At 58.6% G+C, this 24,794-nt stretch carries 21 protein-coding genes; 13 read left to right on the forward strand and 8 right to left on the reverse strand.

What is annotated here, in order from left to right:
• Positions 1 to 3 precede the first annotated feature (3 nt).
• The 11 genes from N3G78_10480 to N3G78_10530 all read left to right on the forward strand — a co-directional run bounded on the left by N3G78_10480 (position 4) and on the right by N3G78_10530 (position 10,572).
• The gene (locus tag N3G78_10480) at positions 4 to 1,296 is read left to right on the forward strand and encodes a bifunctional folylpolyglutamate synthase/dihydrofolate synthase (GenBank protein MCX8118346.1); all 1,293 of its coding nucleotides are present in this window, start codon (positions 4 to 6) and stop codon (positions 1,294 to 1,296) included.
• Complete coding sequence (lptD, locus tag N3G78_10485) at positions 1,293 to 3,440, forward strand: LPS assembly protein LptD (GenBank protein ID MCX8118347.1); 2,148 nt, start codon at positions 1,293 to 1,295, stop codon at positions 3,438 to 3,440. Before N3G78_10480 ends, lptD begins: the two co-directional genes overlap by 4 nt.
• A gap of 24 nt (positions 3,441 to 3,464) precedes the next feature.
• Positions 3,465 to 4,196: a sugar phosphate nucleotidyltransferase gene (locus N3G78_10490; protein MCX8118348.1), complete on the forward strand. Its 732-nt coding sequence runs from the start codon at positions 3,465 to 3,467 to the stop codon at positions 4,194 to 4,196.
• A 47-nt stretch (positions 4,197 to 4,243) separates the two neighbouring features.
• A complete protein-coding gene (locus N3G78_10495) occupies positions 4,244 to 4,699 on the forward strand; it encodes a dTDP-4-dehydrorhamnose 3,5-epimerase family protein (GenBank protein ID MCX8118349.1) in 456 nt (151 codons plus the stop codon).
• A 63-nt stretch (positions 4,700 to 4,762) separates the two neighbouring features.
• Positions 4,763 to 5,779: a dTDP-glucose 4,6-dehydratase gene (rfbB, locus tag N3G78_10500; protein ID MCX8118350.1), complete on the forward strand. Its 1,017-nt coding sequence runs from the start codon at positions 4,763 to 4,765 to the stop codon at positions 5,777 to 5,779.
• 33 nt (positions 5,780 to 5,812) lie between these two features.
• Entirely contained in the window at positions 5,813 to 6,715 is a 903-nt protein-coding gene (gene rfbD / locus N3G78_10505; protein ID MCX8118351.1) for a dTDP-4-dehydrorhamnose reductase, read from the forward strand.
• Between the two features lie 3 nt (positions 6,716 to 6,718).
• A complete protein-coding gene (locus tag N3G78_10510; protein MCX8118352.1) occupies positions 6,719 to 8,017 on the forward strand; it encodes a UDP-glucose/GDP-mannose dehydrogenase family protein in 1,299 nt (432 codons plus the stop codon).
• 12 nt (positions 8,018 to 8,029) lie between these two features.
• Positions 8,030 to 8,824: a UDP-2,3-diacylglucosamine diphosphatase gene (locus tag N3G78_10515; GenBank protein ID MCX8118353.1), complete on the forward strand. Its 795-nt coding sequence runs from the start codon at positions 8,030 to 8,032 to the stop codon at positions 8,822 to 8,824.
• Entirely contained in the window at positions 8,814 to 9,407 is a 594-nt protein-coding gene (gene gmhB / locus N3G78_10520; protein MCX8118354.1) for a D-glycero-beta-D-manno-heptose 1,7-bisphosphate 7-phosphatase, read from the forward strand. Before N3G78_10515 ends, gmhB begins: the two co-directional genes overlap by 11 nt.
• 51 nt (positions 9,408 to 9,458) lie before the next feature.
• Positions 9,459 to 9,638, forward strand: a complete 180-nt coding sequence (locus tag N3G78_10525; protein ID MCX8118355.1) for a Trm112 family protein — start codon at positions 9,459 to 9,461, stop codon at positions 9,636 to 9,638.
• Between the two features lie 43 nt (positions 9,639 to 9,681).
• Entirely contained in the window at positions 9,682 to 10,572 is an 891-nt protein-coding gene (locus N3G78_10530) for a lysophospholipid acyltransferase family protein (protein ID MCX8118356.1), read from the forward strand.
• A gap of 13 nt (positions 10,573 to 10,585) precedes the next feature.
• Here the strand turns inward: N3G78_10530 and purL are convergent, their stop codons facing one another.
• Genes purL through N3G78_10545 form a run of 3 tightly spaced genes read right to left on the reverse strand, consistent with a single transcriptional unit; the run spans position 10,586 to position 17,010 of the window.
• Complete coding sequence (gene purL, locus N3G78_10535; protein MCX8118357.1) at positions 10,586 to 14,404, reverse strand: phosphoribosylformylglycinamidine synthase; 3,819 nt, start codon at positions 14,402 to 14,404, stop codon at positions 10,586 to 10,588.
• The gene (locus N3G78_10540) at positions 14,376 to 15,119 is read right to left on the reverse strand and encodes a formyltransferase family protein (GenBank protein ID MCX8118358.1); all 744 of its coding nucleotides are present in this window, start codon (positions 15,117 to 15,119) and stop codon (positions 14,376 to 14,378) included. The genes purL and N3G78_10540 overlap by 29 nt, the downstream gene beginning before the upstream one ends.
• A 28-nt stretch (positions 15,120 to 15,147) precedes the next feature.
• Positions 15,148 to 17,010, reverse strand: a complete 1,863-nt coding sequence (locus tag N3G78_10545; GenBank protein MCX8118359.1) for an aldehyde ferredoxin oxidoreductase family protein — start codon at positions 17,008 to 17,010, stop codon at positions 15,148 to 15,150.
• Between the two features lie 348 nt (positions 17,011 to 17,358).
• Here N3G78_10545 and N3G78_10550 point away from each other — a divergent pair, with 348 nt between their 5' ends.
• Both N3G78_10550 and N3G78_10555 read left to right on the forward strand, forming a co-directional pair.
• Complete coding sequence (locus tag N3G78_10550; protein ID MCX8118360.1) at positions 17,359 to 17,694, forward strand: cupin domain-containing protein; 336 nt, start codon at positions 17,359 to 17,361, stop codon at positions 17,692 to 17,694.
• A gap of 10 nt (positions 17,695 to 17,704) precedes the next feature.
• Positions 17,705 to 18,922: an MFS transporter gene (locus N3G78_10555; protein ID MCX8118361.1), complete on the forward strand. Its 1,218-nt coding sequence runs from the start codon at positions 17,705 to 17,707 to the stop codon at positions 18,920 to 18,922.
• Between the two features lie 5 nt (positions 18,923 to 18,927).
• Here N3G78_10555 and N3G78_10560 read toward each other — a convergent pair whose 3' ends face one another.
• From N3G78_10560 to N3G78_10580, 5 genes are all read right to left on the reverse strand, one after another.
• On the reverse strand, positions 18,928 to 20,394 hold the full coding sequence (locus N3G78_10560) for a glycosyltransferase (GenBank protein MCX8118362.1): 1,467 nt from the start codon (positions 20,392 to 20,394) through the stop codon (positions 18,928 to 18,930).
• Positions 20,391 to 21,389 carry a phosphotransferase gene (locus N3G78_10565; protein MCX8118363.1) on the reverse strand — a complete coding sequence of 333 codons (999 nt, stop codon included), beginning with the start codon at positions 21,387 to 21,389 and terminating at the stop codon, positions 20,391 to 20,393. Before N3G78_10565 ends, N3G78_10560 begins: the two co-directional genes overlap by 4 nt.
• An 80-nt stretch (positions 21,390 to 21,469) precedes the next feature.
• Entirely contained in the window at positions 21,470 to 22,183 is a 714-nt protein-coding gene (locus tag N3G78_10570; protein MCX8118364.1) for a nucleotidyltransferase family protein, read from the reverse strand.
• Positions 22,180 to 23,472 carry an MFS transporter gene (locus tag N3G78_10575; GenBank protein MCX8118365.1) on the reverse strand — a complete coding sequence of 431 codons (1,293 nt, stop codon included), beginning with the start codon at positions 23,470 to 23,472 and terminating at the stop codon, positions 22,180 to 22,182. Before N3G78_10575 ends, N3G78_10570 begins: the two co-directional genes overlap by 4 nt.
• 40 nt (positions 23,473 to 23,512) lie before the next feature.
• Positions 23,513 to 24,628: a SpoIID/LytB domain-containing protein gene (locus N3G78_10580; protein MCX8118366.1), complete on the reverse strand. Its 1,116-nt coding sequence runs from the start codon at positions 24,626 to 24,628 to the stop codon at positions 23,513 to 23,515.
• Positions 24,629 to 24,794 lie beyond the last annotated feature (166 nt).

Raw genomic sequence — 24,794 nt, forward strand, 5'->3', positions numbered from 1 at the left:
AACATGAAACAGAACGGTTATCAACGATCCCTCAATTATCTCTTCGGCCTCGAAAAATACGGGATGATCTTCGGTCTGAAGAAGATCGAGGCGATCCTCGAGGCCGTCGGCAACCCCCACCACGACCTTCAGGCCATCCACATCGGAGGGACAAACGGGAAGGGGTCGACCGCAGTCATGACCGCTTCGATCCTACAGAAGGAAGGATATCGGGTGGGCCTCTACACCTCGCCGCACCTCCTTCGGTTCACGGAACGGATCCAGATCGACGGAAAGGAGATCGAACCCGAGAAGGTGGTCGAGCTGACGGAGTTTTTGCGGGAGAGGATCGAAGCCGCAGGGGTCTCTCCTCCCTTTACCTTCTTCGATTTCACCACGGCCCTGGCCCTTCTCTATTTCCGGGAGAAGATGGTTGACCTGGCCGTGCTGGAGGTGGGGTTGGGAGGGAGGCTCGATTCGACCAATGTGGTTGATCCTCTGGTCTCCGTGATCACGAATATCGGGAAGGACCATGAGGATGTCCTCGGCAAAGGGATCATGAAGATCGCGGCCGAAAAGGCCGGGATCATCAAAAAGGGGCGTCCCCTGATCACCGCGGCGACCCAACCCGGGGTGATCGGCCTCTTTGCGAAGATCTGTCGAGAAAAAAAGGCCCCTTTCTTCCAGGTGGGAAAAGAATTTCGCTTCGTGTCTTCCGGCGAGAGGACTTTCCATTATGAGGGCCTCCATCGGAAACTCTGGAACCTCTCGTTGAACCTCTACGGGCCCCACCAGCTCGTCAACGCCACTACCGCCATCGGCACTGCCGAAGTTTTAGACGACCTCGGATACCGAATTTCGAACGATGCCATCGTCGAGGGCCTCAAAACGGCCCATTGGCCAGGAAGGCTCGAGTTGATTCAATCCATGCCGCGGGTCCTTCTCGACGGGGCCCATAATCCCGAAGGGGCCCTTTCCCTCCGAGCCGCCTTGGAGCGAGACTTCTCCTACCACCGCCTCATTCTCCTCATCGGGATTATGAAGGACAAGGATATTCCTGGGATCCTCCGCCCCCTGGCCCCCCTGGCAGACCATATCATCTTCACCCGGCCCAAGGTCGAGAGGGCGGCCCCTCCGGAGGATCTCCTGAAGGCCGCGGGTCGAAATGGAAAGAAAGCAGAGGTCGTCGAAGACCTCAAGAAGGCCATAGACCGGGCCCTCTCCCTTACAGGGGAGGACGATCTCCTCTGTATTACCGGTTCCCTCTATACCGTGGGCGAGGCCCGTTCCTATTTCCTGCCCAGAGGAAGGTCATGAAGTCCAACGGGGCGATAGCCTTCCTCCTCTTCCTCGTCCTATTTACCATTTCCCCTGCAGAGGGAAAGATTGCCGAAAAGAGGGTGGGCCGGGAGGAGGGGCCGGTGGACATCGAGGCCGACGAACTTTCCTACGATCGGGATCGGCAAATTTATGAAGCCCATGGAAGGGTGGAGGTGAGAAGGGGGACGCTCTTCCTCCGGGCCGATCACGCCCAACTTCAGATGGCCACCAAAGACCTGGTCGCCTGGGGGAACATCGTCCTCCGGGAGGGAGAGGATGTGCTCGAATGCGAACGGCTGGAGATCAACCTCGATACGCGTTTGGGGAGGATCTACCAGGCCAGGCTCTTTCTCAAAGAGCAGAATTTCCACATCACGGGCAAGGAGGCGGTGAAACTTGGAGAGAATCGTTATCGCCTTATCGAGGGCTCCTTCACCACCTGCGACGCCCCGCGTCCCCCTTGGAAATTTACCGTCAAAGAATTGGAGGTCACGATCGAGGGGTACGGGGTTGCCAAGGCCCCGACCTTTTACCTCGAAGGGGTCCCCTCGCTCTATCTTCCGTGGGCCATCTTCCCGGTCAAGAGGGAGAGGCAAACGGGGTTTCTTTTGCCCCAGGTCGGATACTCGGAGAAGTACGGCCCGGAGGTGAAGACCGCCTTCTTTTGGGCGATGACGAAAGATATGGATTCTACGATCTACCTCGACTATTTGGGGGAGAGGGGGGTCAAGGGTGGCATCGAATACCGCTACGCCTTTGCCCCTGAGACCTCGGGAAAGGCCAATTTCTTTTTCATCGACGATCAGGTCTTGGAGAAGAACCGCTATGCCTTCTTTCTTCAGGGTCAGCAGAAGCTTCCCCAGGGTTTCTATGCGAGGGGCGACGTCAACTGGTTGAGCGATATCCGGTACCAGCGTGACTTCGACGAAGATCTTCCGGGAGAGGCCAAGATCGATGCCCGGAGCCGGCGGCAACTCAGGTCCACCCTCTTCGGAGGCAAAAATTGGGACGGTTTCAGCTTTTTAACCGAAGGATCGGTCTATCAGGACCTCACCCAGGAGAGCAACGACGAGACCCTTCAGAGGCTTCCTCAAGTCGGTTTTTACGCCCTCCCCCAATCTTTGATCCAAACCCCACTCTTTGTTGAAGGAGTCTTCACTTACAACCATTTCTGGCGGGAGAAGGGGGTGAAAGCCCACCGGTGGGATCTCTTCCCCAGGTTCCTCTTTCCTCTAAGGCTCTTCAATGTGTTGAAGGTGGAGCCGAGCCTCGGTCTCCGAGAGACCCTTTATCGGCCCTTTGACGACCCCACCCGACGTTACCAGGGATGGGAGTCCCGGGAGACCTTCGTCGCTCAGATGGAAGTCTCCGCCGAGATCTACCGGGTCTACGAGGCAGACCTGATCGGAGGTCTTTTGGACCTCTTCCCCGTGGGGAAATGGATGCATACCATAGAACCGATGATTCGTTATGGATACAGCCCTCGGGTAACACAGAAGAACATCCCCCTTTTCGATGACATCGACCGGGTGCCCTATGTGAATCAGATCACCTACGGGGTCATCCAAAAGTTCATCGGGAGGTCAGCCGAGGCCAAGGCGAACGCCGGGGCTTGGGAGTACGCGAGGCTGGAGATCTTCCAATCCTACAGTTTCGGTGACCCCTTCGAAAGGGATTCGAGAGGTAGGAAGAGGTCCTTTTCCAATATTCGGGGGGAGCTCTGGTGGCAGTTCAGCCCCTATCTGAGCGGCCGGATCGATGGAGAATTCGATCCGTACGATGGCCATTTCGATACAGGCAACGTGAGCCTCACCCTCCAGGATCGGCGGGAAGACCTCCTCTCGGTTCAATATCGATACGGTCGGAGCCAGCTCGAAGAGCTCTCTGCAGGAGTCCGAATCAAGGTGAGGCCCACCCTTTATCTGTTCGGATCCACCCGCTATAATTTGAAAGACGGCTGGAAGGTCGAAAATCTCTATGGGGCGGAATACCGGGCCCAGTGCTGGACGCTGGGCTTGATGGTCGAGGACAAGGGAGAGTCGCCGGACAAGAAGCAGAGGAAGGAGGTCAAGGTCCAGGCCTATCTCAACCTGTTAGGGCTCGGTTCCTTGGGGAAAAGGCCCTCCCTGATGGGCCTTTAACCAAACAGGGCAAAGGAGGAGAAGATGAAGGGGGTCATTTTAGCCGGGGGCTTAGGAACCCGGCTCTATCCGCTGACGAAGGTGACCAATAAGCACCTGCTGCCGGTCTACAACAAGCCCATGATCTATTATCCCATTCAAACCTTGATCAATGCGGGCATCGACGACATTTTGATCGTCACCGGCGGAAACAATGCCGGGGACTTTCTTCGCCTCTTAGGAAACGGCAAGGAGTTCGGGCTCCGGCATATCAACTATACCTATCAGGAAGGAGAAGGGGGCATCGCGGATGCCCTCAGCTTGGCGGAATTCTTTGCCGCGGGGGAGAGCATCTGCGTCGTCCTGGGGGACAATATCATCGAGAAGAATATCCGGAAGGCCAAAGAGGCTTTTGAGCGACAGAAGGAGGGGGCGAAGATCCTTCTGAAAGAGGTTCCGGACCCCCATCGGTTTGGCGTGGCCGAACTGGAGGGAGATCGGATCGTGAGGATCGAGGAGAAGCCCAAACAGCCCAAAACGAATTATGCCGTGATCGGCATCTATTTCTATGATTCGACCGTTTTCGATTTCATCAAGGGCCTGAAGCCTTCCGAGAGGGGAGAGCTCGAGATCACCGATGTGAATAACCGTTACATCGAGCAGCGAAAGATGACCTATGACATCCTGGAGGGATGGTGGACCGATGCCGGGACCTTCGAATCCCTGCTGCGAGCCAACCAGCTGGTGGCTCAAACCGGGGCCAACAATCTGGATTGATCTTTTCGTCCTCTGACCACGGGCACCCAATGAAACAGGAGGCAGCGATGATTCAAGGCGTGAAGACGAAGATGCTGAGAGTCATTCCGGACGAACGGGGAAGGGTGATGGAGATCCTCCGGGCGGATGATCCTCTGTTTTCGAAGTTCGGCCAGGTCTATTTGACGACCACCTACCCCCAGGTGGTCAAGGCCTGGCACTACCACAAGGTCCAGACCGACAACATCGTGGCGATCCAGGGGATGATCAAACTGGTCCTCTACGATCCCAGGGAGAAATCACCGACCCGGGGGGAGATCAATCAGTTTTACATCGGCGTCCATAACCCGATGCTCGTCCAGGTCCCGAACATGGTCTATCACGGGTGGAAGTGCGTGAGCGAGGAGGAGGCGGTCATCATCAACATCCCCACGGAAGTCTACAACTATGAAGAACCTGACGAGTACCGTCTCCCTCCTCACGGGAAGGACATCCCCTATGACTGGTCGCGGAAAGACGGATGAGAAAGGCGGACGGGCGACGGGCGTGAGGGACGATCGAGGCGGGCTCGAGAGAGGGGGAGGGCGATGAGAATCCTGGTCACGGGCGGTTGTGGGTTTATCGGAAGCAATTTCATCCGGTATCATCTGCAGACCTATCCCGAGAGCTCGGTCATCAACGTGGATAAGCTCACCTATGCGGGAAACCTCGAGAACCTCTCCGACCTTTCTCGGTCCGAAAGGTATCAATTCGTCCGGGCCGACATCGCAGATCGGGAACGGATGGAGGAGCTGGTCGGCAGAGGGGTGGACGCCATCGTCAACTTCGCCGCAGAATCGCACGTGGATCGATCGATCGAAGACCCGAGCGCCTTCATCCGGACCAACGTCTTCGGGACCTTCGTCCTGCTCGAGGCCTTGAGGAAGTATTCGAGGGAGAGGAGGATCCGGTTTCTCCACATCTCCACGGACGAGGTCTACGGGTCGTTGGGAGAGACCGGGGCCTTCACGGAGGAGACGCCCCTGGCCCCCAACAGTCCCTATTCCGCAAGCAAGGCCTCCGCCGACATGCTCGTCCGGGCCTATCATCATACCTACGGCCTTCCCACCCTCATCACCCGCTGTTCCAACAACTACGGCCCCTATCAATTCCCAGAGAAGTTGATCCCCCTGATGATCTCCAATGCCATGGAAGAGAAGGAACTGCCGATCTACGGCGACGGGCTCCATATTCGGGATTGGATCTACGTGGAGGACCACTGCAGGGCCCTCGACCTGGTCCTCTGGCAGGGAAAGGAGGGAGAGGTTTACAATATCGGAGGAGGAAGCGAGCGGACAAACCTGTACGTGGCCAAAACCATCCTGGATCGCCTGGGGAAGCCCCACTCCCTGATCCGGTTCGTCACGGATCGGCCTGGCCATGACCGACGCTATGCCATCGACTTTTCCAAGATCCGGAGGGAATTGGGCTGGTCGCCCACGGTCTCCTTCGAAGAGGGGATCGATCGAACCATCGACTGGTATCGAACCCACTCCGAGTGGTGGAGGAAGATCAAGACAGGCGAGTACCTCGACTATTACCGGCGGATGTATCAGAACCGTTAGGCCGTTGAGGGAAGGACGTCGAGCCACGCGGGCATGGAACGGATCGTCGTGATCGGTGCGAAGGGCATGTTGGGACGGGACCTTTTACCCCAACTCCATTCCGCCTTCGAGGGCGAGGTGCTGGGGTGGGACCTCGAAGAGATCGACATCCGGAACGAGAAAGAGACGATCGAAAAGATCCTCGAGGTTCGGCCGACGATCCTCCTCAATCTGGCCGCCTATACGGATGTGGACGGTTGTGAAATCCATCGGGAAGAGGCCTTTCGGGTCAATGGCGAGGGGACGAAGCATCTCGTCCTGGCCGCAAACCGGTGCGACGCCAAGGTCGTCTACTTGAGCACCGACTACGTCTTCGACGGTCGCAAGAACGTCCCCTATACGGAGGAGGACGAACCGAACCCGATCAATGTCTACGGCCAGTCGAAAAGGGTAGGGGAGGAGGCCCTCCTTCGCTCGGGAAAAGACGGGTTGATCATCCGGACCCAGTGGCTCTACGGCCGGTATGGTCGAAATTTTGTCTCGGCGATCCTCAACCAGGCCAAAGAGCGGCGGGGAAAGGTGGGCGCCGAAAGATCCCTCAGGATCGTCCATGACCAGTTTGGAAATCCCACCTATACAGTCGATCTCTCGAGAATGATCGTGCAGTTGATTCAAAAAGGGGCGGCCGGGATCGTTCACGCTACCAACCAGGGGAGTTGCTCTTGGTTCGAATTCGGACAGACCATCCTGCACCTCTGCGGCCTTCGAGACGTCGAGGTCATCCCCATCGCTTCGGACCAGCTGGACCGCAAGGCCCTCCGCCCCGCCTACTCCGTCCTCAGCACCGAGAAGCTGAGGGGGGAATTCGGGATCGAGCCGAGGCACTGGAGGGAGGCCCTTTCCGATTACCTCTCCCTGCTGAAGCAGCAGGGCGAACTTCAATGGATCGAGGGGTGAGCAATGCATATCTGCATCGTCGGGACGGGTTATGTCGGGCTGGTCACCGGAGCCTGTTTGGCAGAGTTCGGGATGAACCTCATCTGTGTGGACAACGATCGCCAAAAGATCGACCTCCTCAAATCGGGGAAGCTCCCCATCTACGAACCCGGGCTTGAGACCTTGGTGGCAAAGGGCACCAGGGAGGGGAGGCTCCACTTTTCCACCGACCTCGGAGAGGCCATCCGGAAGAGCCTGGTGGTCTTCGTGGCCGTGGGGACACCGCCTCGGGAGGACGGGTCCGCGGATCTCCGCTACGTCGAGGAGGTGGGGAAGGAGATCGCCACCCAGATGGATGGCTACAAGGTGGTGGTGATGAAATCGACCGTCCCGGTGGGCACCGCGAGGTGGTTCAAAGGGTTGATCCAGGGACATCAGCCGAGGCCCATCCCCTTCGACATCGTCTCCAACCCGGAGTTCCTGAGGGAGGGCTCCGCCATCGAGGACTTCATGAGGCCAGATCGAGTCGTCATCGGAGCCGAAAGCGAACAGGCCTTCGCCATCATGAAGGACATCTACAGCGCCCTCTATCTGATCGAAACCCCTTTCATCCTGACGACGCTTGAGTCGGCCGAGATGATCAAGTATGCGACCAACAGCTTTCTGGCCACGAAGGTGACCTTCATCAACGAGATCGCCAACCTCTGCGAAAAGGTCGGGGCCGACGTCCACCACGTGGCCAAGGCCATGGGCCTCGACGGCCGGATCGGAAGGAAGTTTCTCCATCCGGGGCCAGGTTATGGAGGGTCGTGTTTTCCGAAGGATACGCGGGCCCTCTCATGGTTGGCCAGACAGAAGGGCTATACCTTCCGGGTCCTCGAATCGGTCATCCAAGCCAACGAGTTTCAGAAGCAGAGGATGGTCGAGAAGATCGAGGAGATGGTAGGCGGGCTTTCCGGCAAGAAGATCGGGATCCTCGGCCTCTCCTTCAAACCGAATACGAACGACATCCGGGAATCCTCCTCGATCTTCATCATCGAGGCGCTCCTCAAAAGGGGGGCGAAGATCAAGGCCTTCGATCCTGCCGCGATGGAGGAGGCCCGGAAGGTCCTTCCGGAGATCGAGTACGGAGACAACGCCTACGACGTCGCCGTGGATGCGGATGCCCTCGTCTTGGTGACGGAATGGAATCAATTTCGGAGGCTCGACCTCTCGAGGATCAAGGGGCTGCTCAAAGAGCCTGTCTTCATCGATCTTCGAAACGTTTATGAACCGGAGCAGATGAAACGGCTCGGCTTTCGTTACTGCGGCGTAGGAAGGTAGGGTGCCGGCGGGATGGACGGGGAGAAGGATTGGATCTTCGTCTCCGATGCCCATTTCACCGAAAGGGATCGGGAGGCGATGGAGGGGTTTGAGGCCTTTCTCGATCGGGAACGGGATCGAATGGGCCATCTCGTCCTGCTCGGAGACCTCTTCGAATTCCTCTTCGGATTTCGAGGAGGGGGCGAAGAAGGGAAGGCCTTTCCCTATCCCGCCTATCTCTCTTTGCTTGATCGCCTTCAGAGATTGGGTCAGGAAGGGGTTCGAATCACCTATGTGGAGGGAAACCACGATTTTTTCCTTCAGCCCCTTTTCAGGGGATGGCTGAAGCTCGAGGCCGAGATCGTCCCCTTAGGGAAGGAAGAGCGGATCGGAGATCGGAGGGCCTATGTGGCCCATGGAGACCTGGCCAACCCCCATCTTTGGGGATACCGGATCTACCGAAGAATGATCAAGAATCGCCTGACCTACGGGTTGATCGAGGCGGTGGGCCCAGCCTTTTCAAAACGGGTGGCAAGATGGCTCAGCGAGAGGAGTTTTAACAAGAATCATGCGGCCCCTGCTTCGGCCCCACCGCCGGAATTCAGACGGTTTGCCCATCGAAAATTTTCAGAGGGTTTCGATCTCGTCATTCTCGGCCACTCCCATGTCCCCGATCAGTGGGAGGTGATCTTGGAAGGAAGGCGGTGCCTCTATTTCAACACGGGAGAGTGGAGGGAGCGACGCTCTTTTCTCCGTTTCACGCCGCCAGATCGATTCCGGCTGGAAAGATGGGAAGGCACCCCGTTGAGAGATCGTCATGGGACATAAAGCGGTCTTTCTCGATCGGGACGGGACGATCAACGAGGAAGTGGGCTACCTGAATCAGGTCTCTCGGTTTCGGCTCCTTCCCCGGTCGGCGGAGGCGATCCGCCTGTTGAACCAGGCAGGGATCAAGGTGGTGGTGATCACCAACCAGTCGGGGGTGGCGAGGGGGTATTTCCCCGAATCGTTGGTCCATCAGGTCCATGAGAGGATGGTGGACGAGTTAAAGGAACAGGGAGCCCACGTGGACGGGATTTACTACTGCCCCCATCATCCGGAGATTGGGGAGCCCCCTTACCGCCAGAGGTGTCGCTGCCGGAAACCCGAAACCGGCCTCGTCGAAGAGGCGGTGAAAGATCTCGAAATCGACTGCCTTAGGAGTTACGCCATTGGAGACAAAAGGGTGGACATCGAGTTCGGCCGCAAGATCGGGGCCCGGGCCATCCTCGTTCTGACAGGACACGGGCGGGAGGAGCGGGATCGCCTGGGAGACGACCAGGCCTTTTCCCCCGATTTCGTGGCCGAGGACCTCTACGAGGCGGTTCAGTGGGTCCTCTCTCGGGAGGGCCACTCGGGCAGAAACCGGTGAGCGAAGGTGGGGTTGGAGTTTTATATAAGCATTTCCAAAGGGAGGGTGACGATGGCGATCAGCAAGGAGTTGCTCGATATTTTGGCCTGTCCGAAGTGCAAGGGAGATATTTATCTCAACCAGGCCGGAGATGGGTTGATCTGTAGATCGTGCAAGTTGATCTATCAGATCAAGGAGGATATCCCCATCATGCTCATCGACGAGGCCCTCCCTTATACGGGGGAAGAATAAGATCCTGCATTCGACCTTCGAGATTCAACGCTCTGGAACCGAATTGTTCGCCTATCCCGCTTACCTTCTTCTCAAAGCCTTGGGTTTCATCGTCAACCGCCTTCCCGACGGGATCGCGCTCTGGATCGGCCGACGCCTCGGCGACCTGATGTACCTCGTCGATTTTGAGCATCGAAGGGTCGCCCTGAGGAATCTCGAGATCGCCTTCGGAGAGGAGAAGACGAGGGAGGAACGGCGAGCCATCGCGAGGAAGAATTTCCAGAACCTCGGGATGATGGCCATCGAATTCTTCCAGATCCCGAAGATGGACCTGAAGCGCTATCAGGAGAGGGTGACCGTGGAGGGCCTCGAAGGCGCGCTGAAGATCCTCGAGGAGGGAAAGGGAGCCCTTCTTCTGCTTGGCCACTTCGGAAACTGGGAGTTGATGGCCCCGATGGCCAGGATGATCGAGAGGCCGATCCTGGCCATTGCCAAACCGATCAAACGAAATCCTTGGCTGAATCGATGGATCATCGAGAGCCGGCAGAAGGTGGGGTTGAGGATCATCCCGCCGGTAAACGCCACCCCGAAGGTGATCCGGGCGCTCTCCGAGAATATTCCGGTGGCCATCCTCTTCGACCAGCGAGGGAAGCGAAGCCAGGGCGTCTGGGCCGACTTCTTCGGGCGGAAGGTGCCGACGACGGCGGGGTTGGCCGTGATGGCCCTTCGAAGCGGCGCCCCGGTCCTGCCCGTCTTCATGATCCGGGAGGGGGGCGGACGACATCGGCTCATCATCAAGGACCCTCTCCCCCTCATTCAGACCGGACATTTCCGGAAGGACGTCGAGGCCAACACCCAGCTCTTCAATCAGGTCCTCGAATCGATCATCCGCCAATATCCCGAACAATGGCTCTGGATCCACCGGAGGTTCGAGAGGAAGCCGAAACGGCGCTGAGGTCGAACCTTCCTCAGACGTTGCGATCACACCACATCCTCGCATTCTGAAACATCCTCAACCAGGGCGAGGCCTTCCACCTCCGATCCAGGTCCGGAGGAAGCCAGGACCACTGCCATTTGAGGAAGGCCCTTTCCGGATGGGGCATGATCGCTAGGTGTCGGCCATCAGGCGTACAGAGGCCGGTGATCCCGAAGGGCGATCCGTTGGGATTGAAAGGATAACTTTCAGGAACCCTTCCGTCTTGCCGGCCCTCGTCGTCGACGAAGACGAGGGGGGCGAGTTTCTTTTGCAAGATTTCGTCGATGAGAGAAGGATCAGGCGAAAGGAGCCTTCCCTCTCCGTGGGCCACCCAGACGCCCAGGATGGAGCCCTCCATGCCTTTGAACATGATCGCAGGGCTTTCGAGGACCTTCACGGTCACCCAGCGCGACTCGAACCGGCCCGAGGTGTTTCGAACGAAACGGGGCTGGAGGTGATCGGGGAGGCCCCGCCAGGGCACCCACCCCAACAGGGCGAAGAGCTGACAGCCGTTGCACACCCCGAGGGAGAAGGTATCGGGCCTATGGTAGAAGTCGTCGAACATCCTTCTCAGATCTTCGTTGAACCGGATGGCCGCAGCCCAACCCTTGGCGCTCTCGGGAACGTCGGCATAGGAGAACCCTCCCACGGCCACCAGGCCTCTGAAACGATCCAAGGTGATACGGCCTTCGAGGAGGTCGGTCATGGTAACATCCCAGGGCCGAAATCCGGCTTGAAAGAAGGCCGAGGTCATCTCCCGATCGCCGTTACTTCCTTCTTCGCGGAGGATGGCCACGTCGGGCTTATCCCTTCCCTCGAGAAGGATCGCAGGGGTCGGCTGGGGATCGAAGGTGAGGACGTAGGTCGGCCCTCTTCGGTCGAAGATGTTCCGCTTCTCCTCGTCCGCGCATTGCGGGTTCATCTGGAGGCGCTCGATCTGGTAGGAGGTCTCCTCCCACCACTGCCGGAGAAGACGCATGTCCGCCTCGAACACCCTTTGGGAATTGAAGGTTACACCAACCTCCTTCGTCTCTTTGGTCTCGGCGATGATCCTGAAAGGGATCCCGTTAAAGCGAAGCCTCTCGGTGACGTTTGAAAGCTCCTCCTTTCGGCATTCGAAGACCAGGCCGAGCTCCTCTGCAAAAAGCCTTTCGATGGGGCTCCAGAGCCCCTCCATCTCCACCTCGAGGCCGCAGTTGCCAGCGAAGGCCATCTCAAGGAGGGTCGTGATGAGGCCGCCATCGCTTACATCGTGGCCTGCCAGGAGGAGGTCCTCAGAAATCAATTGCTGGATCACGTTGAAACTCACTTTGAGGAGGTCGGGGTCCTCCACATCGGGGACGGCGTCTCCCAACTGTCCGTAGACCTGGGCCAGGGCCGAGCCGCCGAGCCGGGCCTTTCCCCTCGCAAGGTCGATGAAGAGGAGTTGGCTCCGGCCCGGGGCTTTCAGGTCGGGTGTGGCCACTTTGGTGATGTCGGGGACGGTGGCATAGGCGGAGATGACGAGCTGGCGGGGGGATTTGACGATCTCCTCTCCCACCCTTGCCGCCATGGAGAGGCTGTCCTTCCCGCCATCGACCGCGATCCCGAGACGGATCATCAGGTCCCGCATGGCGCAGGCCGCCTCGTACAGGGCCGCGCCCTCTCCCGGAAGTTTGGGCGCCCACATCCAGTTGGCCGAGCATTTGATGTCCTCGAATCGGCTGATGCGGGCCCAAGCCAGGTTGGTGAGGGCCTCTCCCACGGCCATCCTCGCCCCTGCGGCCGGGTTGAGGAGCATCTTGATGGGCTGCTCTCCGATGGAGGTGGCCGCGCCCGTCAACCCGAAGTGGCTCTGGCTGATCACCGCCACATCGCCCACGGTCAGCTGGAGGGGTCCGCAACATTGCTGTCTTGCGATCAATCCCGTGACGCTGCGGTCCACCTTGTTGGTGAGAAACCGTTTCGATCCGACCGCCAAGTTGCGAAGCACGCGAGAGAGGGCCTCTTCCACGGTGAGGGAATCGGAAAGCTCGAGGGGCTTGAGGACCGGGACGACCCTCCGGTCTTGAAAGGTCTTCTGGGGCATCTGGCCTAAGACCCTTGCAAGGTTGAGGTTGACCGGCGTCGTGTCGTCCTTTTCGTCATGGACCACGAAGCGGCCGTCCCCCGTCACCTCTCCGAGGACTTCACAGGCCACCTTCTCCCTCCGGCAGATCGCCTCGAACTCTCCGATCCTTCCAGGCCAGATGAGAAAGCCGCACCGCTCCTGATATTCGGCGATCCAGATCTTCAGGACCGAGAGGGTCGGATCGCCCAGCCGGATCCGCCTCAGCTCGATTCGGCCTCCCGCCTTCTCGACCAGCTCCTTCAGGACGTTGGCAGGTCCGCCCGCGCCCTGGTCGTGGACGCTCAGGATGGGATTTCGGTCTCCCATCTCGACACAGGCCCGGATGACGCGGTTGAGCTTCTGCTCCATCTCGGCATCCCCTCGCTGGACCGCGTTGAAGTCGAGCTCCTCCACGTTTTCTCCCTGCAGCTTGCTCGAGGCCGACCCGCCGCTTATGCCGATGCCATAGGCCGGTCCCCCCACCTGGACGATGAGCATCCCCTTCTGGGGCTCCTCTTTCTCGATGTGCCTTTCGTCGATCTGTCCGATCCCGCCCGTGAACATGATGGGCTTGATCCAGGCCCAACGCTCGCCGTTGGGAAGCCTCTGGTCGAAGGAGCGGGTGAATCCGAGGATGACGGGTTCTCCGAATTTGTTTCCGTAGTCGCTCGCCCCGTCGCTTGCTCGGATCTCGATCGTCAGGGCGTTGGCTAGGTTGGAGGGATAGACCGCCTTTGGATCCTCCCAGGGGAGGTCATACCCAGGGATCAACAGATGGGCCACGCAGTAGGCGGCCGTTCCTGCGACGACCAACCCCCCCCTTCCCGTGGCGTGGACGTCGCGAATCCTTCCTCCCGTTCCCGTTTCTGCTCCGGGAAAGGGGGCCACGCCCGTCGGGAAGTTATGGGTCTCGGCCGTGAAGAGGATGTGGTAGAGGACCTTCGTCCTCTGAAAGGGGCAGGGCCCTCCGGGCCGTTCGGGAAGGATGGTCCAGCACTCGTAACCCCGGATGGCGCTCGAGTTGTCCTTGAAGGCGATGACACTGTTGGAGGGATGGGCCTTCAGCGTCGATTTGACGATCTCCAGAAGCGTCTCCGGCATGGCCAGGCCGTCGATCACCTGCCTTCCCTTGAAATAGCCATGTCTGGAGTGTTCGCTGTTGGCATTGTCGAGGTCCCGGATCTCGACGACGGTGGGATTCCGCCCCTCCTCTCTCACGAAGTAGTCGTAGTAGAACCTCCGATCCCACTCGTCCATGGCAAGGCCGGGGAGTTCGTCAAAGGCCTCCAGGCCTTTTTCGAGGAGGGGGATCTCGAAGACCGGTTCGGGTTCGATGCCCGATTCGAAGCTCTCGAGGGGGCGCTCATAGAGGCATTCGGTCATCCGGTCATGGTGCTCCTGAATGAAGCGGGCCCGGTCTGCGCCCGGAGGCAGACGATAGCGTCTGGAGCGTTCGATCCTGAGGACCTTCTTCAACCCGCAGGTGTGGCAGATGGAGACGAGGTTGGTGGAGTAGGCCGTTTCGAAATTCATCCGGGGACCGACTTCCACGATCTCGGCATCTTCTGGGTAGGCCGTCTTCAACCGGATGTTCTCTGAGACGAACCCTTCCGCGAGGATCTCTCGCAGGAGGGAAAGCTCCTCCGGTTCGAGGGGCGAAGAGGTCTCCACATTGAAACAGTATTCGAGGTGGTCACTCCTCGGTTGATAGAGGTGAAGCATATCTCTCCTCTCGATGGATCGAGAATCTTCCTGCCGGGACGTCTCGGTAAAGGACCTTTCCATCTTTCAAGGCGATGTGGCCATGAACGACCAGGTTCAGGATGTAGCTCTGCCAGGCCCGCTCCTTTTCGTTCACCCTTCGGGCCAGGCTCTCGGCATCGTCCTCGGGTCTGATCAAGACGGGCATCTCGAAGAAGACGGGGCCGTGGTCGTAAGCGGTCTCGTCGACAAAATGCATGGTCACGGCGCTCTGGGTGATCTCGCCCCTCCTGTAGGCGGCGATCACGGCCTCGTGGACATGATGGCCATACATCCCCGGCCCGCCGAAACGGGGAAGGGGACCGGGATGGATATTGACGGTCCGGGCCGGGTCGAGGCCTCTTACGAATTTCAACCATCCGGAGCACATCACATAATCGGCCCGGTACTTCTCCACGAGGGATCGGTATCCCTCGGCTTCGAAGGGGCCTGGCCAGTATTCGAAAGGGACCTTCAGGGCGTCGGCCCTTTTTCGAACCCCCCCATGGGGATGGTTGGAGACGACCCCGACGATGTCGGCGTCGAGGACGGGCGGGTTCGTCCGGGAAAATTCGACCAGCTCCTGGAAACCGGAGCCTCCTCCGGTGGCATCGCCACTGGCAAAGACCAAGACCCTTACCTTTTCAATGCTCGCGGCCATCCTCGTCTCCCCGATGATGGAAGCCTTCCTTTCCATTGGGAGGTGAAGGGATTTCGTCCAAAAGTCACTCCCCGATCGGGTTCTCCCCCAAACCGAGCTCCTTCAGCTTTTGAGGGGTTGGGAGCCCCTCCTCTGACCAGCCGCGGTACTCGTAGTATTCGCTGAGCATCTGGCCGAGGGGCGGGAGATTGGGGGTCAACCCGGGGCCGATCCTCTTGAAGGTGAGATGCCGGAAGGGCAGGGTGTCATCTTTTCGGCTGATCCCGAGCCTCACATTGTAAAGGCGTTTGAGATTGAAGATCCTCTCTCCGGTTTTGAGAAACTCCTCGATGGACATCTCCCTTCCCGTGACCAGTTGATACCACCGAACGATGTCGGTGATCGTGACCCCTCCGAAGAGGATGAACTTGCAGAGCTTGAGGGAGTCCATCATCCCCATGAGGTTCTGGCTTTTGGCGGCGATGATGCCTTTCCCTTTCACCTCGTAGCGATCGACGGGTTCGGGGATTCCCATCTCGGGAGATTTCAAGACCCTCTCGAAGGTGTGGCTGAGGCCGGAGAGGTGGCAGGCCCCCCTCGAAGAGGTGGCAAAGCCCACCGCACCGGCATTGTAGCCCCTCGGGTCATGGGCCGGAAGCTCGAGTCCCTTGATGTGGGGGGCGAATTCGATGGAGTTTTTTCCGAGGATCTCGGAGGCCCTTTTGACCCCTTTCCCCAGGATTTCGCCAAACCCCTCTTTGTGGGCGATCTTTCTGATCATATCGATGAGGGCGGAGGGACTCCCCCACCGGAGTTCGACCCCATCGGTCTCTTCCTCGTCGATCACGCCCTTTTCATAGGCCTCCATCCCGAAGGCGATCACCGCGCCCGTGGAGATGGTGTCGAGGCCGTAACGGTTGCAGAGTTCGTTCGCATAGCAGAGGGCCTCCAGGTCGTCGATCAGGCAGTTGCTCCCCAGAAGGGCAAGGGTTTCGTATTCCGGACCCGCTCCATCGACCCCGGCATAGGGACCCCGGTCGATCCTCACCCTCCTCCCACAGCCGAGGGTGCAGGCATCGCAGAAGTACCTTCCGGTGAGCACGGTCTCCGAGAGGGTCACCCCGTTGATCTTCTCCGCCGATTCCTCCCACCGTCCCACGTACCTCCAGTTCTGGAGAGGGAGGGTTCCCATCGATTCGAAGAGGGAGAGCGACCCCGCCGTGCCCCATTTCCTGAAGTTCTCTGCATTCTTGTTGATCATGGGTCCGAACTGTTTCGGAAGGGACTCCACCTCTTCGGGCTGAAAGACCTCCACCTTCCGGCTTCCGAAGACCGCGATGGCCTTTAGATTCTTCGACCCCATCACCGCGCCCATGCCGCAGCGCCCTGCCGCGCGGGCATCGCGGCCATCGGTCATGATCGAGGCGAGGAGGACCTGATTCTCCCCTGCCTGACCGATGGCGCTGATGACGGCCTCTGGGTGGGTTTCGGACCTCAAAAGGGCATCGACCTCATAGGTATCTTTCCCCCAGAGGTGGGAGGCCTCCCGGATCTCCACCTTTCCCTCATGGACCCAGAGATAGACCGGCCTTTCTGCCCTTCCCGTGACGAGGATCCCGTCATATCCGGCCTTTTTAAGGACGGCGCCCCAGGTCCCGCCGACATCCGATTCCCCGAAGATTCGGGTAAGGGGAGAGCGTGAGACCACCGCATGGCGGCCCGAAAGGGGGACAGAGGTCCCTGTGAAGGGTCCGGTCATGAAGATCAGAGGGTTTTCGGGACCGAGGGGATCGGTCTTCTCATCGGTCATTTCGTAGAGATATTTTGCTCCGAGGCCGCTTCCTCCGATGAAGGCATCGAGCCAATCCCCCTTCAAGGGTTCTTCTCCCATTTCGAAACGGGTGAGGTCGACCCTCAAAATTTGACCGATGTAGCCTTTTCGTTTCATAGGATCCTCCTTCGCTGGCCCAGGGGTCAGGAAGCTATCCCTTTCCACTATGCCATAATTTAAAGAGGATTTCATCCATCGAGCAAAACGCCTTGACAGATGAGGAGCCTCCCTTTACAATGAACTCTAAGAAAAGGAGGTGAGGTCCATGAGATGGCTGTTCCCCCACGCGACCCATTGCTCGACCTGCGGCTCAATGCGTTGGTCCTGAGCATGACGTAAAACTGCTCACCGGACAATCTACATTCTTTAAAAGGCCGGTAGAGGATGCCGGCCTTTTTGTTGCCTTGACAGAATCGTCCGTAATTTTTATGATGGGAGATATTTTAACCGAAAGGAATCGCTCTGATGGGATTTATTCAATCTTCCGAGGTCGTGCCGACGCAAATCGCCCCAGGTAGAAAACGATATCTTTCCCATCTCTCCAATCTGATGATGGTGGTGATCGATTTCGAAGACGGTCCCGCCTCCCAGATGGACCCACCCCATTCCCATCCCCACGAACAGATCTCCTATGTGGTCTCAGGGGAGGTGAAGGTCCTCCTCGGGAACGAGGTCCTTCAACTCGGGCCCGGCGACCTCTTCAGCGTCCCTCCCCATGTTCCTCATAGCGTCCAGGTCCTCACGCCAAAGGCGAGGTTGATCGACGCCTTTTCACCCATCCGCGAGGAGTTCCTGAAATAATCCCTCTTCTATGGGAAGCGAGATTCGTGACGAGCCGGCTGAGAAGAGATCCCCCGATGCCCCCTTCAGGGTTTATGTGGGGCCTCTCCTCTTTCTCGTGGCGATCTTCTTCATCAACTTCCTCTCGAGGGTGATCTTCTCGCCCCTGATGCCCACGATCGAGAGGGATTTAAAGATCGGACACGATGAGGCGGGCTCTTTCTTCTTCCTCGTCACCCTGGGCTATTGCATCGGCTTGTTGATCTCTGGGACGATCTCTTCGAGGCTCCGTCACAGGGGGGCGATCCTCTTCTCCTCGTTGGCCCTGGCAGGCGCACTCTTCTGGCTTGGCCTGACCCGCCATCCCTGGGCGATCCGCTCGGGGCTTCTCGTCCTGGGCTTGGGGGCCGGCTTCTACCTCCCCTCTGGGATCTCCACCCTCACCAGCCTGGTGAGCCAGCGCCACTGGGGAAAGGCCATCGGCATCCATGAACTTGCGCCCAATCTCGGCTTCATCGTGGCCCCTCTCCTCACCGAAGTGCTGTTGAGATGGTTTTCTTGGCAGGAGACGCTGATTGTCCTTGGAGGGGCCTCCTTGATGTCGGGAGCGCTCTTTTTCTTATGGGGAAAGGGAGGGGACTTTCCCGGAGAGGCCCCCCGTTATGACACGTTAAAGGCGATCCTGAAGGAACCCTCCCTTTTCATGATGATCGCCTTCTTCGCCCTGGGAGTGGGGGCAAGTTTTGCCATCTATGCGATGCTTCCCCTCTATCTCGTCTCGGAAAAGGGGATGGATCGTACTCTGGCCAACACCCTGCTCTCCCTTTCGAGGATGGTGCCTCTGGTCACCTCCTTTCTGGCGGGGTGGATGACCGACCGTCTGGGGATACAAAAGACGCTGAAGATCGTCTTCTCCAGCTCGGGATTGACGACCGGCCTGATCGGCCTGGTCCCGGTCCCCTGGGTGCTTCCCATCATCTTTCTCCAGCCCATCTTGGCCACAGGCTTCTTCCCAGCGGGCTTTGCCGCCCTCTCGAAGATCGGATCTCCCCGGACGAAGAACCTCACCGTCTCCCTCACCGTCCCCATCGGTTTCCTCATCGGAGGAGGGGTCGGTACGGCCGGTCTCGGCCTGATCGGTGAGGCCGGTGCCTTCGGCCTCGGTTTCGTCCTCTTCGGCGGGATCGTCGGGGGAGGTGCCTTTCTGGTGAGATATCTGAGACTGGAGGGGGGAGGTCCTTCGAAGTAGCCCCTTCATCCCTCCCGGAGGAGCCTCTGGCGGGCCGATATTTCATCGGAACGGAGTTTGTCTTTAAAGGCATCCCTCTGGTTTCGCTCGACGATCCCTGGAGCAGAATCGGTATTGCCCGACCAGCGACGGCAGAGATAGAGGCTTTCGTAGATCCTGCCGATCCGGTACTCCCTGCAGATCCTCAGGGCCACCGCATAGTCCTCCCCGTAGCTCACATTGGGGAATCCTATCTCTCGAAGGAGGGAGGTGTCGAACCCCCTTGGGGCTCCAAGGCCGTTGATGCGAAGGGCGTTGTTGTGGCCGTTCTCGTCGGTCCACTCCCGGTGGTCGATCAAACCCGGCGGAATCTCCTTCAGGGAGGAGTCGACCAGGGTGTAGGAGCCGATGACCATGGCCAGGCCTTCTTGCCGAAGCTTATCGACCATCCTTTGAAGGGCGTAGGGGCTGCTATAGAGGTCGTCCGAATCGAGCTGGATCGCATAGCGACCGCAGGAGGGATGGGAGAGGGCTTCGTTCCAGCAGCCTCCGATCCCGAGATCCCTTCTTTCGGGAATGTGGTGGATGATGCGCGGATCGATCTTGGCCAGACCGGAGAGGAGGTCGCTTGTCCCATCGGTGGAGTGGTTGTCCACGACGATGACGTTGAAGGAGAAGTCGGCCTCCTGGCAGAGGGCGCTTCTTACGGCCTCTCCGATCGTCTCACGCCGGTCCCGGACCGGGATGACGACCGAGGCCACGACCGGAAAAGGAGCTTTTGCCGATTCGACCGTCTTGACCCGTGGGGGAAGATAGGCGCCGATCCTCTTCAGATGGTCGGTAAAGACCGATTCCATCTCCAGCTGAAGCGACCTATTTCTGGGATCGAGATAAGAAAATAACCTTGCCTCGTAAGGAGATTCCTCCCTCTGCCGAAGGGAGTAGAGCGGTTCGGGGACGTGTTGGATCGGGTGGTCAATGGATAGTTTCAGTCGAAGGTCGTAAAGGCCTGCCCAGTTCACCTCCTCAACAGGACCGTAGCGAACGAGGGCCTGCCTGGCTGCCTCGACCGAGAGGAGGATGAGGGCTCCGAAGTCGAAATCGTCCCTCACGCTTCCCAACTGGTAGTCGTTTAGGGGGTGTATCCTCTTCAGGGAACCGCTCTCTTCGAAGTAGTCGGAATAGGCCAGGCCAGCCCCCCTCGATTCCGCGATCTCGAGAAGCCTCTTCAATCCCTCGGGTCGAATCGAGACGGCCTCCGGGTCGAGGACGAGAAGGAGGTAGCCCGTCTTCACCAGAGTAAGGATTCGATTGAGGACCTTGCCTTCTGTGAGGGAGCTCCCCGAAAGAAAAATGGTTTCTGAAAAAGGCGAACAGATCGATTCCCGGGTAAAGGTCATCAGGGTTTCGACAAGGTCCGTCCGCCTCAAGGGAAGGAACTTCTCCAGGACCGATGGGGAGCCATCCGGAAGGAGGATCGTCAGGGGTTTCATCGATGCCATCCTTTCGTTTCGATCCTCTCCCGGCACCTGTAGGCCAGTTGCGTGAGATTGGGAAAACCTTCCAGATGGCCAAGGGCCAGCATGAGGTTCTTCAGGCCGGCCGGGACATAGGAGAGAAACCTCCGGAGGCCCTTCTCGAGCCCCAAATATCCATAGGCACCGAGGGCCTGCATGAGGCGCTGGGCCGAGGCCTCCCAGAAGATCTTCTCGAACTCATTCCGCGATAGGTTCGGATCGAAGAGGCTGTAATAGTGCTCGAGGAGCTCCATCCGCTCCCCCTCTTCGAATCCGACATAAGGGTCGCAGAGGAGGGAGGCGAGATCGTAAAAGGGACTTCCGAAGCGCATCCCCTGAAAGTCTATGAGATAGGGTTCGCCGTCACGGACCATCACATTTTGCGATTGGAGATCCCGGTGGATGAGGCACGGTTTTGTCCGAAGAAGGCTCAGGGCGAGGTTTAAGAATTCTCCTTCGATCTTCTCCTCATCGGCCATTCCGAGCTCGATCCCGCAGAGGTTTTTGACAAAGTGGGTTTTGAAGTAGTTCTGTTCCCAGCGGTAGAGATCGAGGTCAAACCCTTCCATGAGCTTAAGGCCGCCTCTTGGAAGGTCTTTTTCGGTCAGGCGATGGAGCTTGGAAGCGACCGATAGCGTTTTTCGATAGAGCCGCCTCCGGACCTCCCAGGGAGCGTTTCGGAAGGAAAAGAGGTCTGTCTCACCGAGATCTTCCATGACGACCAGAGAGAGATCGGGGTCGTGCCCGTATACTTTCGGAACGGGCAATCCCATTTCTTTCAGAAAAAGGCCGATGTCAGCGTAGTAGGCGTTTTCGGTCCGTTTGGGATCGTAATGGATCAGGATGGCCGTATCGGTGAGGTTCCATGTGGCCCGAAAAAAGCTTCGGTCCGAACCCCTTCCCTCGAGAGGTGAGAGTTCGACAGGGGTCTTCTCCTCGAGGCCGAAGGCCGCCCTTACAAAATGGATCATCCCCTCTTTTTTCAGACTTAGGATATCAGGCCCCTTGGCCGACAAAGCGATACCTCCCAAAGGCCTTCCACGATTGGAACTCAAGGTTTTGCAACCCTTAATCTTTCGTAGGCTTCGACCGATCCGATCCCCTTCCAGTCTCCTTCGTCGATGACGACGCCCAGAACCGAGCCCGGGTTCTCCCTGATCCTTCTTACCAGGACATCGACGATCGATTCCACCCTGCCCGCTTCAATGGACTTGAGGAGGGAGGTTTCGACCGCATAGATCCCCGTGAACTGGCAGGCCCTCCTCCCTAAATTTTTCAAAATCCCCCTGAGGTCGCAGACGGCTCCGTCTTCGTCAAGATTTACATTGAGGAGAGGGCCCTGGCTTCTAAGGGCGAGGGTCACCTCGGGCCGCCTCTCCTCGTGTGCCTCTCGGAGGCGTTCGAGGGGAAGGTCGGAGAGGATATCCCCGTTGTAGCAGAAGATCGCCTCGTCCTCTTTTAGAAGGTCCTCGATATTTTTTAGTCCCCCTCCGGTGTCGAGGAGCACGGGTTCATAGCGAAAGAGGATCGGAACCCCCCGCCACCTTCCCTCCGGAAAGGCTTGGCGAAAGGCCTCCGGAAGGTGATGGGTATTGACGATGAGGCGGTCTACGCCGGCATCGATAAGGTGATCCATCGCATAGGTGATCAGGGGACGGCCTCCGATCTCGAGAAGAGGTTTCGGACACCTCTCGGTCAGAGGCCTGAGGCGCTTTCCAAGTCCCGCGCCGAGGATAAAAGCCGTCCTGAACCGTCGTTTCTTCATACCCGTTTCGTCTCTTTCTTCTTTCCGAAGTCGGGATCGATCTTCACCAGGCCTGTAACGATAAACCCGGGGATGGTGGCCGCCATCACATAGAGGAAGAAGTCGGGATAGCCCAACCGTTCCTGGAGCCAGCCGCTTGCCATGGCGGGGACCATCATGGCGAGGGCCATGATCCCGGTGGCGATGGCGTAGTGGACCGTTCGGTATTCGCCCTCCGAGATCATCATCATGAACATCGTATAGGCCGTAAACCCGAAGCCGTAGCCAAACTGTTCCAGGCCGATGCAGAGGGTGATCCAGAGGAGATGGGAGGGCAGGGCCTGGGAAAGGTAGACATAGACGAGGTCGGGCAGGTGGAGGGCCGCTGCCATGATCCAGAGCCAGAACCTGAGCCCCTTTCGATAAATGGCATACCCGCCCAAGAGACCTCCCAACATGAGCGAGATGACCCCGACGGTTCCGTAGACCATCCCGACCTGGGAGGTGGTCAGTTCGAGTCCCCCCTTGTGCCGGGGATCGAGAAGAAAGGGCGCGATGATCTTGACGATCTGGGTCTCGGCAAAACGATAGAAGAGAAGGAAGGCGAGGATGGAGAAGATCTCCCTCTTTTTGAAGAAGAGTCCGAAGGGACGGAAGAAGTCGGGGAGAAAAGAGGCCGCAGGCCTTCGGGGTGCCGGTTGATCCGAATCCGGAAAAGGGAGGACCAGGGAGTGGTAAAGGAAAAAGAGGAAGAAGAGCCCCGAGACCATCAAGAGAGCCATCGTCCAAGAGGCCGGAACCGACTGCCCCCTTCCCTCGAGGGTGCCCGCCAGGATGACCAGCCCGCCCTGGGTGGCGATCATGGCGAGACGGTAAAAGGTGGTCCGGACGCCGACGAAGGCGGCCCGATGATGCTCCTCCAACCCGAGGAGGTAGAACCCATCGGCTGCAATATCGTGGGTGGCGGAGCAGAAGGCCATGAGCCAGAAGAAGGCGAGGGTGAGCTGAAAAAAACGGGAGGTTGGGAGGGAGAGGGCGATGGAGGCCAGGGAGGCCCCGACAAGGAGCTGGGTGAGGAGGATCCAGAATCGTTTCGTTCTCAAGAGCTCGACCAGGGGGCTCCAGAGGGGTTTGATGACCCAAGGGAGGTAGAGCCAGCTCGTGTAGAGGGCGATTTCGGTGTTGGAGATCCCGAGGCGCTTATAGAGCACGACGGAGACCGACATGGCCATGGCATAGGGAACCCCCTCGGCCACATAAAGGGAGGGGACCCAGGCCCAAGGGTTTCGTGAGGCGGGTCTCTTCTCCATCGTCAATAGCCTCCGCCCGTCCCTGATCTTTTTAGGCTTCTCAATAAATTTTCTTCAGGTCGGTTCCCGGAAAATAGTGGGTCAAGATCCTTTCTGCCGAACATCCCTTCAGGGCCATGGCTGCCGCGCCGATCTGGCAGAGGCCGACCCCGTGTCCCCAGCCCGCCCCGAGGAGGATGAAACGATCCGCCTCTTTCCTCACGACGAAGGCGCTGCTGTAGAGATGGCTTCTCGAGAGCCAGCGTCTGATCTCGAGCTCCTTTCCCACGACGAAGGTTCTTTTCGTCCCGGCGATCTTGAGCCGCGAGATCCTGCCCGAGGGACCGCGTCGAAGAGGGACGATCTCCTTTAGGGCTCCAAAGTCGATTCCCGACTTTATCTTTAGAATCTCCTCCAGTTCCTCCCTCGGATATTCGACCCTCCACCTGAAGAAGTCCCTCGTCTTGAGGTCGGTCTCTGTCAGGACCTTTCCGAGAAGTTCTTCGTCCTCCACGTTGCAGTAGGCCTCGGGCCTCGATCGGATCCAAGCCTCGACCTCCTTCTCCCCGAGGAGAGGCGGAAAGGGAGAAGGGCCGTCCGAGATGCTCCTGAGATAAGGAATCGAACGGTCCTCCCAGGCAGTGGGGTAAATTTCGGTGATCCCCCCACAGGCCTTGGAATATCTGGCATCGCAGATCTCCTCACCGAAGACCATCACCCCTCCACGGGTCTGTTCGATCGCCTCTCCTACCCGGGGAGCGATCTTTGTGACCCCCTGATACCTCTGGCAGTGGTCCTCCGAACAGACATCGTAGAGGTCGTGTTCGCTCCGGCCATAATAACGGAGGATTTCGTCTTTGCCCTTCTCTCCCTCGATGGGGATGTCCGAGCGGCCCTTCCGACCCAGGCCCGCAAGAAGCCAGCTCCTCGAGAGGATGGCATGGGCCTTGAGAAACTCCATCGGCGCCTCTGGATTCATCTCGGAGGAGACGACTCCCGCAAGATACCCCTCGAGGTCGACCTCGTTGATGGCGCAGATCGTGCCGTCCTCCCTCAAATGGAGGAGGAGATCTCCGGGAAATGTGAGGTCCTCCTTTCTCTCCCAGTGGAATTGGCTTCCCAGGGTGACCCGTTCGAGGGTGAAGAGGGAACCCCGGGTCCCCGCGAGCCTGATCAAAGGGCCGGGGGAGATTTCAAAACCCCCTTCGTTTCTGAAAAGGAGCGAGGGGGGCCTCGGCCTCAGGAGAAAACGGCCAGAGACAGAGCCGATCCCTTCCATAAGAAAAGGTCCATCCAGTCGACCGGAGAGCTCCGCCGCCCCGTCTACAAGGCCAATCTTTATC

This window comes from Thermodesulfobacteriota bacterium (genome assembly GCA_026415035.1).
GTDB lineage: Bacteria > Desulfobacterota > BSN033 > BSN033 > UBA1163 > RBG-16-49-23.

Bases quoted from the DNA above. Each gene is read 5' to 3' on its own strand.
- N3G78_10495 (MCX8118349.1), top strand. From the start codon at position 4,244: ATGATTCAAGGCGTGAAGACGAAGATGCTGAGAGTCATTCCGGACGAA.
- N3G78_10545 (MCX8118359.1), bottom strand. From the start codon at position 17,010: ATGAAACGAAAAGGCTACATCGGTCAAATTTTGAGGGTCGACCTCACC.
- N3G78_10540 (MCX8118358.1), bottom strand. From the start codon at position 15,119: ATGGAAAGGAAGGCTTCCATCATCGGGGAGACGAGGATGGCCGCGAGC.
- lptD (MCX8118347.1), top strand. From the start codon at position 1,293: ATGAAGTCCAACGGGGCGATAGCCTTCCTCCTCTTCCTCGTCCTATTT.
- N3G78_10490 (MCX8118348.1), top strand. From the start codon at position 3,465: ATGAAGGGGGTCATTTTAGCCGGGGGCTTAGGAACCCGGCTCTATCCG.
- N3G78_10575 (MCX8118365.1), bottom strand. From the start codon at position 23,472: ATGGAGAAGAGACCCGCCTCACGAAACCCTTGGGCCTGGGTCCCCTCC.
- N3G78_10570 (MCX8118364.1), bottom strand. From the start codon at position 22,183: ATGAAGAAACGACGGTTCAGGACGGCTTTTATCCTCGGCGCGGGACTT.
- N3G78_10480 (MCX8118346.1), top strand. From the start codon at position 4: ATGAAACAGAACGGTTATCAACGATCCCTCAATTATCTCTTCGGCCTC.
- N3G78_10555 (MCX8118361.1), top strand. From the start codon at position 17,705: ATGGGAAGCGAGATTCGTGACGAGCCGGCTGAGAAGAGATCCCCCGAT.
- purL (MCX8118357.1), bottom strand. From the start codon at position 14,404: ATGCTTCACCTCTATCAACCGAGGAGTGACCACCTCGAATACTGTTTC.
- rfbD (MCX8118351.1), top strand. From the start codon at position 5,813: ATGGAACGGATCGTCGTGATCGGTGCGAAGGGCATGTTGGGACGGGAC.
- N3G78_10550 (MCX8118360.1), top strand. From the start codon at position 17,359: ATGGGATTTATTCAATCTTCCGAGGTCGTGCCGACGCAAATCGCCCCA.
- N3G78_10515 (MCX8118353.1), top strand. From the start codon at position 8,030: ATGGACGGGGAGAAGGATTGGATCTTCGTCTCCGATGCCCATTTCACC.
- rfbB (MCX8118350.1), top strand. From the start codon at position 4,763: ATGAGAATCCTGGTCACGGGCGGTTGTGGGTTTATCGGAAGCAATTTC.
- N3G78_10560 (MCX8118362.1), bottom strand. From the start codon at position 20,394: ATGAAACCCCTGACGATCCTCCTTCCGGATGGCTCCCCATCGGTCCTG.
- N3G78_10510 (MCX8118352.1), top strand. From the start codon at position 6,719: ATGCATATCTGCATCGTCGGGACGGGTTATGTCGGGCTGGTCACCGGA.
- gmhB (MCX8118354.1), top strand. From the start codon at position 8,814: ATGGGACATAAAGCGGTCTTTCTCGATCGGGACGGGACGATCAACGAG.
- N3G78_10525 (MCX8118355.1), top strand. From the start codon at position 9,459: ATGGCGATCAGCAAGGAGTTGCTCGATATTTTGGCCTGTCCGAAGTGC.
- N3G78_10565 (MCX8118363.1), bottom strand. From the start codon at position 21,389: ATGATCCATTTTGTAAGGGCGGCCTTCGGCCTCGAGGAGAAGACCCCT.